We start from the raw sequence: 13,156 nt of genomic DNA, 5'->3' as shown, positions 1-13,156 counted from the left end.
CTAGAATTGCTAAACTCACATCTTCCACCTGGAAATATAGATGTCAAAACCAGAACTACGTGCAAGGGAAATACATCGCTGATATCAAGTACAATAAGAGACACAACTATTTGAGTAAAAAGAGATTCCAGAGCAGTTTGTGCAGCATCACCCCAATTAGGTGGTAACGGAAACTGTGTTTCCAAATAAGTCCAGTAAGCAATGATTTAAGCAGTTACAGAAAGAATGAGCCAGCGATAGAGACCAAGTAGAGTAGCTTGTCCAAAACGGTTCAAACCAAAACGGTGTTTTGCAGTTTTAAACCATCTCTTTATCTGCCAACGACGCTTACTCCACCATTGAATATTGCTGGCTTTACTAAATCTAGACAAACATCCTTACAATTGACCCAAATTTGACCATATAAGCCGATATAAGAACTACTATTTAGAGTTCTATTTCTCTGTCATTTCTTATTTATATAAGAGCTAAAGATACACAGGATGTAGGGTGGGTTAGGCGCAGATAATAATATGTTCAACGTGAAGATTTTTGTTTGCAACCTAACCCACCATTTTAGCTTAGGTTATTGGTTTGGTGGGTTACCGGTGATAAATCTAAGGTTAGTTTAACTTTCCCCGGTGTATCAGTAATAGTTATAAATCCTCATCTAATGATACTTAGGTTATTGCTTTGGTGGGTTACGCTGTTGCTAACCCACTCTACTGGTGTGAAAAGCTTAAAACGATTTTGTGCGATCGCCTAATAGTTATCTGATAAAATATAAAGATAGACATTAATATAATCAAAGCAATGTCACAAGCAGGACTAAATTTATTCATTCCTATGGAGTTACTTATTAACTCCTTAAGTGCGCTAAATCTATCAGAAAAAAAGCTACTTTGGGAGATTCTTTACCAAGCTATTGCTGAAGCTGAAGAAGAAAGTTGGGAAGAAGATGAAGCAACCGCAAGAGAGATTCAGTTAGTACGTGATGAATACGCCAATGGTGAATATACTACTTTTGAGCAGTATCTAAGCAATCAGCGTAAATAGATACTATGACGTACCAAATTATTATAACTAAATCTATTCAAAAACAATTAGATAATCTTCCTAATAATCTCAAAGAGCGTGTATATGAAAAGATTTTCCAGCTTGCAGATGAACCTCGTCCTAATGTAGTAGTAAAACTGAAAGGTTATGAAAATGAATATCGAATTAGAATTGGAGACTATCGCTTACGTTATGAAATTCAAGATGAAGAATTAATTATTTTACTCATTCAAAATCTGAGTGCTAACTAGAAGCGATGAAGAATTATTTTTTAAAATTTCTGCAACTTGCTGGGATTTTTCGGGCGGATTTTTTGCATAGAGATAAATCCAGAGATTGGTATCGAGAAAAATTTTATCTGTCATAGATTTCTTCTCGATTGAATTTGTAGTCTGGGGGGAGTGGGAAGGAGTAGTTATTAACTCGTGCTAAAAATTGTTGTATTTTTAATTCTTCAGAATCTATTGCTTGAGTAGATTCGCTAGGTTCGAGAATCATAATTTGTATGGTTTTACCTTCTAATTCGGAACTTAGCTTTTCACTCAAAACAAGTTCACCGTTTGTACAGGTTGCTTGGATGATTTGCAGCATTATGAATAACCTTAAACCCTAAATTGAGTAAATTTTTCGGTATTAATTTATTATAACTTGAAAAATTATCCGTCAAAATAGGAGATTTTCAAAAGGATAAGTTTGCTTCCAACGATAGGTATTAAAATCACGTTGATCTACTGAAAAAATGCGTCCATGTCCTAAATATTCTGCTAAAATTACTAAGGTATTACTTATTTCCTAAAAATTCATCTACTGTAATTCCTGCTTGTCTAATTAAACTTCTGAGTAACCCTGGTGCTAGTTCTTTATGATTGGGAACTGATAAAATGGGTTTTGATTCGTGCCAAAGTATGATATGACTTCCGGTTTGATGATCTACAGCATAGCCAAATTTTTCAAAAATTTTGATTGTTTGTTTACCGGAAATATTGGATAAACGTCCCATTTATACTAATACTTCTCCTACAAAAGATTGAGACTCTTTAGGTACATACGGTTTACCATGTTTTTCTAATACGTGAAGATAGCCTTTTATTGCATCTTTGATATTTTCAATTGCTTCATCTAAGGTTTTACCTTGACTGACACAACCAGGAAGTTCTGGTACTTCAGCAACGTAACCTAGATATTCTGAATCATAAGTGAATATTACTTGAAATTTCATAGCGTTTTTTTTGAGGTCTTTTTTTAATTTAATACATCACTGCTAATTTGCGCTTTGACGTTTGTTAATTCTTTCACTGACTGTTTGACGGATATCTTCCCAATCTTGAGCAGTCATTTGTGTGGCATTTCCAGAGTTTAATCCTTCTAAGAGCATGGTTTGTAGACGTTCATTTGCTTTCTGTTTTTGGTCTTGTCGCACTAATTCCCGAAAATATTCACTGACGCTGCTGTAAGCACCTTGAGCTACCTGTTCTTCTATATAAGTTCGCATAGTATCAGGTAAGGAAATATTCATACTTTTCATAAGGGTTAGTTCGGTGAATATGCTTTTCTATATTATGGCAGTTTTTGTCATTTTCTGCCATTGATACTTAGGTTATTGCTTTGGTGGGTTACGCGATCGCTAACCCACCCTACGGTATTGTTTATCCCTGGTTAAAGGAACGACCTTTAGCTATACCTGTATCTGTAATATATATTTCGGCTGACCCATGCTTCAAAACTTTGTGCCGATTCTTGATATAATCTTGTTTACCTAAGAAAATTACAATGTTTTCCAGTTTATCGCAGTCTATATCTGCTTTTTCAAGAATTTCAATAAAGCCAACAGGCTTAAATATATTATCTTCAGCGATTTCAGCAATAATTGTCAAAACTAGGTTTATCTGTTTTTCCTGATTAGATGTAAGACATTTATTTATGCCTGAGTGTGTAATCTTTATTACTACCTCATCCTTATTAAAATCATTGATAACTTTCGGTAGTTCATTAATATAACCTTCCCCAGCTAAGGAATATAAAATATTTTGTAATCCAACACTGTCTATACCTATTTTTTTATGAATTTCGGACAATTCTATTAGCTTTAATTCATCAAGGTCAGCCATTTTAGCAATATTTGTCATAACTAGCTCTTTCTGTTGTTCAGTCATAATTAATATTTAAACCAAAAACTACTAAACACCATAATATTCGGTATTTATGGTTTTGCTTGGGTATAAACCGTACTGAATTATGGCAGATATTTCATCCTGCTTGTCCTAAATTCACTCATAGGAATGTAGTATCGTATACTGTAGTCAAGTATATTTAAGTTAAAACTTTAAGATGAAAGAAGCTCGTCATATAGCTACTGGAAGAATCGTTCGCGCATCTGAAGTAGATTATCCAGAATATTATGGAATTTTTCAGTGTCCACATTGTAAAGTAGGATTGCGGCTAAGAAAAGAATATACTCGTTCAGATGGCACAACAATAACTGCGGCTTTTATTCATCCTCCAGGTGAAACAGTTTTGGAAAAACAATGTCCACATAGAATAAATTTGAATTTTAGCGCTACAAAGTCCAAAATAAGTTACCCTCATTCACGCGAACAATATTTTAAGCTTCTGAAAAAGAACTTTTTGAAATATTTAAAATATAAAAGTGAAGTTAGTCTTACAGAACATTACTCAACAAATCAAGCAGCATTAGAAGCCATAGCTATATTTATAGCTTTAAACAAGAAAATAATTGCAGCACCTCAAAATGGTAGATATATTTTAGAAGTAGCAAACTCTCAGAAAATTGAACAATTATATAAAGATAAAATCTATCAAAAAATTAATTCATATAGCAAGGATTCAATACAGAGAAAAATATTAATTCTTTCTATAGAAAGTCAATTAAGTTTTATAAAAGAAAACTCTAATAGTTTGATTTGGGGATTAGAGTTTATAATCAATGAAGCTAGTGATGATTTTATAGAAAAAATACTGAGTTATATTTTTGGCAAATATGTTTACAAGCAAGAAATTAAGGGTATAGAATTAGAAGATGAAATAGAAAATGTTACCAATTTTGGTGAAATTAAAAAAGTCTTAGGATTTGATTTAAGCATAATAAAGAAAGGTAACGAAATTCTATCAAATGATAAATTAATAAATGATTTTTTCAAACAAATATATACGCAACAGTTATCAGACAGCAATGCAGTTCTCTTTAGTGAACTTAAAGTAATTCATAATGAGGTATTTAATCATATTATAAATTATCTCGTTGATTTTCCTTGGAAGTGCCTTTTGTCTTAACTCTATTTATTTGTTGTTATATCCAACATCCAATTTAGCATCAACGTAAATGTTTTATATAAAGTTTATCTAATATCACTAATGTCACTTTCCAATTTCGATAAACCCATTTCAATAATTTCCATAAGAATTGCATTCATAGGAATTAATAGTTTTATCTGAGGATCGTTTATTTGCTTACGTCCGTGAAACATATTACAACGAGTTTCATAAATTAAAGTCAGTAATGATTTTATAAATTCTGTAGAAATCGACTGATCTAGCTCATCATAATTCTTATCTAACCCTTGCTTGATATTATTAATGTGTGCTGTATCCTGATTAAAATCTGGTTTAAAATCTTTTCTTGAATGTACTATATAAAATTTTTTCTCTTCTATAACACGAACAATTTGCTTAATCCCCTGTTTAATTTTTTCATTAAAAAGAAGGTTTTCAGTTAAACTAGAATAACCTAAGTATTTAGGAACATTTTCAGTGACAGATTTTTTATCATCCTTATTCTCTTTTACATAATCTACATAATGATCATGTAGATTAATTGCACAGTACAATGCATTATAGGATACAAATAAAGTAAAAAACTTATCAAATACAGTCACTATATTTTTATTTTGATATTCTTCAGATTTAGATTTTTGTAGCCAGCGTTTACTAATTAAAATACTACTCTCTATAGCTTCTTTTTTCTGCATAAAAATTTAACTTTTTAATTTAATTTTTTGTAATCAATTATTAACAGGATTAAGTGAGTTTACTACTAATTTGAAACATAACATATAAACAATCAATAGCGTATCTTCTTTTATCAAGAGATAAAACCGCAAATACACGCAAGTAAACGCCAAATTATCCGCGTTTATCTACGTACATCTGCGGTTAAAAATGCTTAATGAACTAACTCAATAGCGCGCTTAGTCAACGCTTCCGCAGTCAAGCCATTAAACGCCATCAACTCACCAGCACTGGCGGTAGTTTCCCCACGCTTCCAGGCGAAAGTATCACGCTTGCAATTACTGCGTAACATAATTGGTTCCAGCATCGCCGCAGCACCACCAGTTACACCAATTAAGGCACTTCCATCAAATAATTCGGCAAATTTGGCATCATCCATAAAACCACCATCGGCTTCTGAACAAGTTTCCCAAGCAGTATCATTAGGACGATACAAACGGCGAGGATTGATAATAGAAACTATCTTCACACCAATACCTTCAGTTTCTAAGAAAGCCGCCGCTTCAAACACAGGAATTAATGTCATATCGCCAATGACTGCAAACACAACTTGTTGATCTCCTGGCACTTCTTGTAATAAGATTGCTCCATCTTCTAACCCTTGCCGAGTTTGTTCTAAAGTTGTGCGAATTGGTAACGGAGATTTACTGGCTGTAATCACAATTCCCTTATTCTTCGTTTGCAAAGCCCAGTCATAACAGCCTTGGATACTGTTAGCATCTGGGGGAAATAATGGGAAAACATTTCCGGTTCTCATCAACGAAGCAAAATAAGCTTCAATTTCTGGTCTTTGGTGTGTCCAACCGTTGCGCCCTTGTTCTAAAGCCCCGGCTGTAAATAATGTTATGGTCGAGGGAGTTTGACGGCGCAATTCTGCCATTGCTTGGGTGACAGTTTGCCAAATTGGTAAACCGTTGATGGCAAAAGATTCGTAAGAACACCATAAAGTTCTCGCACCCATTAAGGATAATCCAGCCGCTAAACCTGCACAAGCATCTTCGCTCAATGGTTCGTAAACTTGACCGTCTGGGGCTTGATGATAGGTGTCATCGGTGGTGGGGTGAATGATTTTTAGGGCTTCATTAATGTTACCAATTCCGGATGCGGCGTTACCATCGGCGTTAGTAACCAGGAAGTTTTTATCCTTATTTCCCACATATCCCACTAGTTTACCCATTGCGGTTGTGGAAACTTTGGGATCTCCTCCTACTGTATATTCTTCTAAGGGTAATTTCCCTAAATCTACTAATGGTAATTCAAATTCTGTAACTACTGTTTTGGCTGCGGGTCCACCTCCGGCGCGTTCTGCATTTGTTCTGACGATTTCCCAAGCTTCTAGGGATAAAGCGCGGGTTTTTAATGCACTGATAATGTGCGGCGCGTCTAGGGTATCTTTCGGATAAAGGTTGTGTGATTTGGAACCCAGGGCGTGAACTCCGGCTCCTTTGAGTTGTTTAATGATAAATACCGTTAATTTACCATTTAAGGCAGAATGAGCGGCTTTATCTATTCCTAAAAGTACGGCTTTGGTAAAGGCTAGGCGCTGCTCAAAGGAAAATACTGTACTATCTACATAATCCCCTGGTTGGTTTTGATCGTCAAAGTCTTTGGCATCGACTAAAATGACTTCTGCAAAACCGTTTCCTTGCCAGTAGGCTTGCATTTCGGCGTTGGTTTTCAGGGAAACCATACTATGATGTTCTTGGCTGTAACCATTCCACACCATGACAGGTAAGAAGTTGGTGACGCTGGGATATGCTGTGTTAAAGTGCGCCATTGAACTCATAATATAAGGCTCACCCAATCCACCATCCCCGACGGTGAAGGGGAATAATGTATCTTTATGCAGCAATGCGGCGGACATGGCGAAGTGTTGTCCTTGTCCTAGAGGTCCTGCTGGGGCGAGAATACCAGGGATAAAACCGGAAAGGTGTCCTAATAGTCCGTGCTTTTCTCGGAAGCGATCGCGCAATTGCTGTACTGTAGAGATTCCCATGTCTTCCAAAGAACGATCCAAAAACATGGCACTATAGAATCCAGGGGCATGGTGTCCCACTTCGGTGATAATATTTTTGTGTCCCAGCATCACCAATGCGGCATAGGCTTCCACTTGACTAGCAAAACCGCCTGGATGTCCAGAAGCCTTACTAGCTGTGACTTGTAGGGTTAAGTAGCGGAGGGCATCGGCAGCAAGTAAAGTTTGATAGACGGCTGTAGGATCTGTAGGGTCTGCGATCGCCTTTTTGCCTGATTCTATTGCAGCTACTTTACCATAAGTGGCAAAATTTGGTAACGCCTCACCAAAATATTGAATTCCTTCATAAAAATTAGGCAGTGGGGAAGATGCTTTTGATGTCATGCTGATTACCTTATAAAAACAGGGAAAATTGTAGATGCTTGATGAATTTAACCAAAATTTTACATCTTTGCGGTAGCCAGAATAGATTGCATTTTCCCAAGGTCAGGATAAGGACTTTCAATCATTGTCTGACAAACACGGAATTATTTAGATTTATTTTCAGTAGTATTACTGCTACCTTAATACAAGACTTTATACCTTTAAACCCAGAAAAATTAGTTCCAAACTTCACTTTCTCATCAGTAATGCTACCGCAAACAGAAAAGCTTTCAGTTAACCAAATTATAGAATTTATAATAATTATCAGAAATTTTATTTGATCACAATTTATAATAAGAATTTATTCTTATCTTCCCAATTACAGATATGCAAGAGTATGATGTTGTGATTATTGGCGCAGGACATAACGGTTTAGTTTGTGCAGCTTATTTACTCAAAGCCGGTTATAGCGTTCTACTACTAGAAAAACGCTCCGTTCCAGGGGGTGCAGCCACAACAGAAGAATGTATCCCAGACAAAGCACCAGGATTTAAATTTAACTTGTGTGCCATTGACCATGAATTTATCCATTTGGGTCCAGTTGTCGAGGAATTAGAGTTAACAAAATACGGCTTAGAATACCTAGAATGTGACCCGGTTGTTTTTTGTCCCCATCCTGATGGAAAGTATTTTCTAGCCCATAAATCAGTAGAAAAAACTTGTGCCGAAATCGCCCGTTATAATCAACGTGACGCTAAAAAATATGCAGAGTTTATAGATTACTGGCAAAGGGCAATCAATGCCATGATTCCGATGTTTAACGCCCCACCAAAATCAGTTATAGATATTTTTAGTAACTACAATATTGAAAAATTTAAAGATTTATTTTCCGTAGTCGGTTCACCATCGAAAACCTTAGATTTTGTCCGCACGATGCTAAACAGTGCTGAAGATATTTTAGAGGAGTGGTTTGATGAAGAATTCTTAAAAGCCCCACTTTCTCGACTGGCTTCCGAACTGGGTGCGCCACCTTCACAAAAAAACCTAGCCATTGGCGTAATGATGATGGCTATGCGTCACAACCCCGGTATGAGTAGACCACGCGGAGGAACTGGGGGTTTAATTCAGGCATTAGTCAAATTAGTTACTAGTAAAGGCGGTAAAATTCTCACCGACCAACAGGTAGAAAAAGTCTTAATTAATGATGGTAAAGCTGTTGGTGTCGGGGTTGCCGGTGGTCAAGAATATCGGGCTAAATATGGTGTGATTTCTAATATTGATGCTCAACGGCTATTTTTACAACTAATAGATACCAGTGAAGTAAATGATGCTGACCCTGATTTACGAGAAAGGTTAGAACGTCGCATCATTAATAACAATGAAACCATCCTCAAAATTGACTTGGCTTTAGATGAACCTCTGCATTTTCCCCACCACGACCACAAAGATGATTATCTCACTGGTTCTATCTTAATTGCAGATTCAATGGCTCATGTGGAACAGGCACACAGTAAATGTACCTTGGGAGAGATTCCTGATGCTAACCCTTCTATGTATGCGGTGATGCCTAGCGCCCTTGACCCCACATTAGCACCCCCAGGTAAGCATACTTTATGGATTGAGTTTTTTGCTCCTTATCAAATAGCAGGTGCGGCGGGTACTGGTTTAAAGGGTACTGGTTGGACAGATGAACTAAAAAATCAAGTTGCAGACAAAGTAATTGATAAGTTAGCTAATTATGCCCCCAATGTGAAAACCGCAACTATCGCCCGCCGTGTGGAAAGTCCCGCCGAATTAGGAGAAAGGTTAGGTGCTTACAAAGGGAATTATTATCATATTGATATGACTTTAGATCAAATGGTGTTTTTCCGTCCTTTACCAGAATTAGCTAATTATAAAACACCAATTGAAAATCTATTTTTGACTGGTGCGGGAACTCATCCAGGGGGTTCAATTTCAGGAATGCCGGGACGTAATTGTGCGCGGGTATTTTTGCAAGCTAAACATCCTTTGGCGCAAAGTTTGAGAGATGCTAGGGATTCATTTAAATCAACAGTCGGTTCGGTATTTGGTATTGGTTAATCAAGTCTCTTCTCTCTTTGCTTCGGTGAGATTCCCGTTCCTATTATGGCAGGGAACACTTCGACAAGTGTTACAGTGAGCCTGTCGAACTGCTCAGTGCATCGCAGGGAACAGGAAGCTGGAAACTCGCTAATTGTAAGGGTTTTATTATCTGTTTCTGTCCTAACTTCCTTGGCGGTTGCTATAACTGAAACGTGATTAAAGTAGGTTGGCTTGAGGCTTAGGAAAATCCAACTCTGTCAAGAGTGCTGGTTTCTCTGTTCCTTAAACCAACCTATACAAATAAATTATGAGTATCAATCCTCCCTGTGGTTGTGGAAATCCACGAAAGAAAATGAAGTATCTTGTTTATCTCACTTGAAACTGGGTCATAAACCAATATCGTAAGAACCCTACCCCCAAGGAAGGTATGATTTTTCTGTAACAATAAAACCCTATATTTAACTACAATAAACTGGCAGAATCGATATCTAAAAATAAGGTAGCTGGTGACTTTTGACGCAAAATTGATGCTGGGCAATTTATATTAATTGACCCTGTGAGCATCTGTTTGACTATAGGGGCTTTGCGTTTTTCTGGTGCTAGACAAATAATCTTTTTAGCGGCACAAATTAATGGCAAAGTAACAGTGAAAGCATACTGGGGAACATGATCAATATTAGAAAAATGACCCGTATTAACTTGTTGCTGGCGATTGGCTTTATCTAGTTTCACGAGTTTAACGCTGTGAGGATCTTGAAAATTGGCTACTGCGGGATCGTTAAAAGCTAAGTGTCCATTTTCACCTATACCAAGACAGCATAAATCAATGGGCTGTGCTTGCAATAGTTTGGTGTAGCGATCGCACTCTGTGAGAGGTTGCAAGGCATCACCTTCTATGTAATGGAATTTCAGAGGAAAAACCCGTTTCTCTACACGTTCTCGCAGATATCGCCGGAAACTAGCGGGATGATCAGCCTTAATACCTAAATATTCATCTAAATGAAAACAGGTAATACGTGACCAATCTACACCACCGAACCTAATTAAAGCATCCAGAAATTTCAGTTGGGAGTTTCCTGTGGCTAATAATACAGCTGCTGTTTCCTGTTGATCGAGAATTTGCTGTAAATAATTTTGGGCGATCGCTGCAACTTTATCTGCCATCTCAACTTGAGAGTTGTAAATCTGCACTGATAAATCATCAACGCGAAAAAAGTTGTTAGGGGGTAGCATTGGCTGAAATGGAATAATAATCCACTGACATCTTTTCTTTAGTATAGATTTGAGAACTAAACTAATAGCCAGATTAAAAAGTTTCTGGTGGCGCAATATTAGAATCAATTAGCCCTGGTTTAATACATATTGCTGACATCTCAAATGGTTGAGAAAGAGACGAAGACGGACAAGTTACTACATCTGGAGCCGGTATCCTACCACTATTTACTGGTTGAGAAGTTAAGGATAGTCCCCCCACCGCGCCAGCTATCAAGGTTGTATAGCCTAGATACAAATGTATGGGACTGAGAGCGATTCCCAATTCCTCAGAAGACTCTGTAGAATTATTCCAAGAACGGGTAAGTGATGGTAGCCCACTATTAGCTGGTAAAGAAGCGGCTAAATTTGTCCCATTTAATCCTACAGCATTACCCATAGAGCGAATAAATCCACGCACCAAAGTATCTTCTGGTAACAATTCAAAATCGCTATTTTCGATAGCTTCCATGCGATGAATAGGGATATGAGTGTAAACATTAAGTTGATATAGAGAAAGACCTTTAGACTCACGAGCTTGTTTAAGTTTTTGACCAATGCTCGACATTATTTCTAGACGTTGTTCTGCTAATGTTGGCTGTTTTATTTCAGGTTCCGGGGATTTTTTATGGCGCTGAAACAAATTTTTCAGTGCTTTTTCTGGAGATTTAATAGGTATATTTTCAGTGGTTTCTGTTGATATCTGATCTGGGGTGATATCTGTCTTACTGGTTTGGGGTTCTAGTTGCATAGTTGTCGAATTAGTAGGTGTTTCAGATACAACAGTTGGTGAGACATGATGATTTTCTATAACTTTTTCTGATTGTAATAATTGCTGAAATGCTAAACTGATAGCTTCTCTCCCCACAGCTTTTAGTAAAATATTGATTGATTCTCCGGAACTACCCAACAAATTTTGTAATGTATTCATAGCGATCAGATAAACTTTACTGCTATGAAGTTCAGTTTCAATTTCACTTAATAGCGATCGCAATTGATCTTGAGAAATTTTGACACTATCATTTCCGGGAACCGTGAAAAAATAAACAGGTGTCATCGTCATGATTAAAGTTGCTCCTGATACAAAAAAAGAAGGATATAGCAACTGTCAAGCAGGTTAGGACACAAACAGATAATTAAATCCTCAGAACTAGGGATTTTCGAGACTGTTCTCTGCTATATCTGTATAATTTCACGCTTTTTATGCTGTAATATCCGGAATATTCTGTATTAATTGTTCAGGTTTAACAGAAAAACTATAAACTTCGATTATGCTCTGGAAATTTACTGATTTTTCCCATGCTAATTTAGCCCATCAAAATCATGTGGGAGCGATCGCCAATAAATTTTCTAGTAGTATAATTAACAGCTAACTAACAGCATTTCCACTAACTTAGAAACTGTAACTTTTGGCTGCTTCTACAAAAGACCTGACCCATTTTAAATATTCTTCACCACCCACAGTAGCTGTATTATTATGTTCAGCACTCTGTACTAAAAGCAGTTTTTTCGGTTCAGGAGCAGCATGATACAGTTTTTGGCTCATGAAAGAAGGAACGGTTGTATCAGCAGTACCATGAATAAATAAAACAGGTATTTTTAAATCTGGGACTTTTTTAATAGATTCAAAGCGTTGTGTCAAAATTAAATTTACCGGGAAAATCCGAAACAAATTCCTGAAAGCTACCATCTCCTGAACCGAAGTAAAAGAGCTTTCCACAATTAATCCCGCAGCTTCTGGGTGTTTGATAGCTAAATCAATAGCGATCGCCCCTCCCATAGAATGTCCATAAATAAAAATTTTGCTGGGGGGAATTTGTTTCTCTTGTACTAAGTGATTCCACGCTACGGCTGCATCTTCATAAACCCGCTTTTCGTTAGGAAAGTCACCTGTACTGCGACCATACCCCCGATAATCAATTAGTAATACAGAAAACCCCAATTCATGCAACCGATTAGCATGACCAACGTTTGCGCCAACATTGATGGCGTTACCATGCAGATACAGCAACACATTCGCATCAGGTTGTGGCGATTTAATCCACCAACCATGCATCAATTCCGTCTCACCATGATTACTCTTTACCGGTAACCATATATCCTCGTATGGGAGATTAAAAAACTCTGGTGTTTTTTCAATTACAGTAGAGGGGAAAAAAATAAACTCTTCCTGTTTGACAAAAAGAACTAGACAGATGGCAAAGTAGGCAAGAACAACAACTATTCCTCCCGTAACTAGCAGCCGTAAATATAATTGCATTGAAAATAAATTATTACTGTTTATGGGAATTGAAGTACTGATACTGACACTTTAACAAATATTCATATATAGCAGGGAACGGGGACTGGGGATTGGGTACTGAGGACTAAAAATCTTTCCCCCCACACCTCCCACACCCCCCACACCCCTCACACCCCCCACACTCCCCACACCTCCCACAC

The 13,156-nt window shown here is 37.1% G+C and carries 14 protein-coding genes; 4 read left to right on the top strand and 10 right to left on the bottom strand.

Annotated features, from left to right (window positions below; all coding sequences use genetic code 11):
- The first annotated feature begins 792 nt into the window (after window positions 1-792).
- Window positions 793-1,035, top strand: a complete 243-nt coding sequence (locus VB620_RS10105; protein ID WP_323196021.1) for a hypothetical protein — start codon at window positions 793-795, stop codon at window positions 1,033-1,035.
- Window positions 1,036-1,040: 5 nt separating this feature from the next.
- Entirely contained in the window at window positions 1,041-1,286 is a 246-nt protein-coding gene (locus VB620_RS10100) for a type II toxin-antitoxin system RelE family toxin (RefSeq protein ID WP_323196020.1), read from the top strand.
- A gap of 103 nt (window positions 1,287-1,389) precedes the next feature.
- On the opposite strand, the gene VB620_RS10095 is transcribed toward VB620_RS10100, so the two are convergent.
- From VB620_RS10095 to VB620_RS10070, 5 genes are all read right to left on the bottom strand, one after another.
- The gene (locus tag VB620_RS10095; protein WP_323196019.1) at window positions 1,390-1,626 is read right to left on the bottom strand and encodes a hypothetical protein; all 237 of its coding nucleotides are present in this window, start codon (window positions 1,624-1,626) and stop codon (window positions 1,390-1,392) included.
- A gap of 190 nt (window positions 1,627-1,816) precedes the next feature.
- Window positions 1,817-2,035 (bottom strand): type II toxin-antitoxin system HicA family toxin, encoded by a 219-nt coding sequence (locus tag VB620_RS10085; RefSeq protein ID WP_323196018.1) that lies wholly within the window; start codon window positions 2,033-2,035, stop codon window positions 1,817-1,819.
- Complete coding sequence (locus VB620_RS10080) at window positions 2,036-2,254, bottom strand: type II toxin-antitoxin system HicB family antitoxin (protein WP_173403327.1); 219 nt, start codon at window positions 2,252-2,254, stop codon at window positions 2,036-2,038.
- Window positions 2,255-2,296: 42 nt separating this feature from the next.
- Complete coding sequence (locus VB620_RS10075) at window positions 2,297-2,560, bottom strand: type II toxin-antitoxin system ParD family antitoxin (RefSeq protein ID WP_323196017.1); 264 nt, start codon at window positions 2,558-2,560, stop codon at window positions 2,297-2,299.
- 121 nt (window positions 2,561-2,681) lie between these two features.
- Window positions 2,682-3,188, bottom strand: coding sequence for a hypothetical protein (locus VB620_RS10070; protein ID WP_323196016.1), 507 nt, complete (start codon window positions 3,186-3,188; stop codon window positions 2,682-2,684).
- Between the two features lie 175 nt (window positions 3,189-3,363).
- Here VB620_RS10070 and VB620_RS10065 point away from each other — a divergent pair, with 175 nt between their 5' ends.
- Window positions 3,364-4,326 carry a hypothetical protein gene (locus VB620_RS10065; protein ID WP_323196015.1) on the top strand — a complete coding sequence of 321 codons (963 nt, stop codon included), beginning with the start codon at window positions 3,364-3,366 and terminating at the stop codon, window positions 4,324-4,326.
- A gap of 65 nt (window positions 4,327-4,391) precedes the next feature.
- Here VB620_RS10065 and VB620_RS10060 read toward each other — a convergent pair whose 3' ends face one another.
- Both VB620_RS10060 and VB620_RS10055 read right to left on the bottom strand, forming a co-directional pair.
- The gene (locus tag VB620_RS10060) at window positions 4,392-5,021 is read right to left on the bottom strand and encodes a hypothetical protein (protein ID WP_323196014.1); all 630 of its coding nucleotides are present in this window, start codon (window positions 5,019-5,021) and stop codon (window positions 4,392-4,394) included.
- 194 nt (window positions 5,022-5,215) lie between these two features.
- Window positions 5,216-7,420 (bottom strand): phosphoketolase family protein, encoded by a 2,205-nt coding sequence (locus VB620_RS10055; RefSeq protein WP_323196013.1) that lies wholly within the window; start codon window positions 7,418-7,420, stop codon window positions 5,216-5,218.
- Window positions 7,421-7,786: 366 nt separating this feature from the next.
- Here VB620_RS10055 and crtO point away from each other — a divergent pair, with 366 nt between their 5' ends.
- Entirely contained in the window at window positions 7,787-9,481 is a 1,695-nt protein-coding gene (gene crtO / locus VB620_RS10050) for a beta-carotene ketolase CrtO (protein ID WP_323196012.1), read from the top strand.
- 444 nt (window positions 9,482-9,925) lie between these two features.
- On the opposite strand, the gene VB620_RS10045 is transcribed toward crtO, so the two are convergent.
- The 3 genes from VB620_RS10045 to VB620_RS10035 form a co-directional block, all read right to left on the bottom strand.
- Entirely contained in the window at window positions 9,926-10,696 is a 771-nt protein-coding gene (locus tag VB620_RS10045) for a glucosamine-6-phosphate deaminase (protein ID WP_323196011.1), read from the bottom strand.
- Window positions 10,697-10,769: 73 nt separating this feature from the next.
- Window positions 10,770-11,777 (bottom strand): helix-turn-helix domain-containing protein, encoded by a 1,008-nt coding sequence (locus VB620_RS10040; RefSeq protein WP_323196010.1) that lies wholly within the window; start codon window positions 11,775-11,777, stop codon window positions 10,770-10,772.
- 330 nt (window positions 11,778-12,107) lie between these two features.
- Window positions 12,108-12,974 carry an alpha/beta hydrolase gene (locus VB620_RS10035; protein ID WP_323196009.1) on the bottom strand — a complete coding sequence of 289 codons (867 nt, stop codon included), beginning with the start codon at window positions 12,972-12,974 and terminating at the stop codon, window positions 12,108-12,110.
- Window positions 12,975-13,156: the final 182 nt, after the last annotated feature.

The organism is Nodularia harveyana UHCC-0300, assembly GCF_034931085.1.
Lineage (GTDB): Bacteria > Cyanobacteriota > Cyanobacteriia > Cyanobacteriales > Nostocaceae > Nodularia > Nodularia harveyana.
The sequence above is the reverse complement of the archived record's forward strand: the minus strand, read 5'-3'. Positions and strand labels throughout refer to the sequence as shown.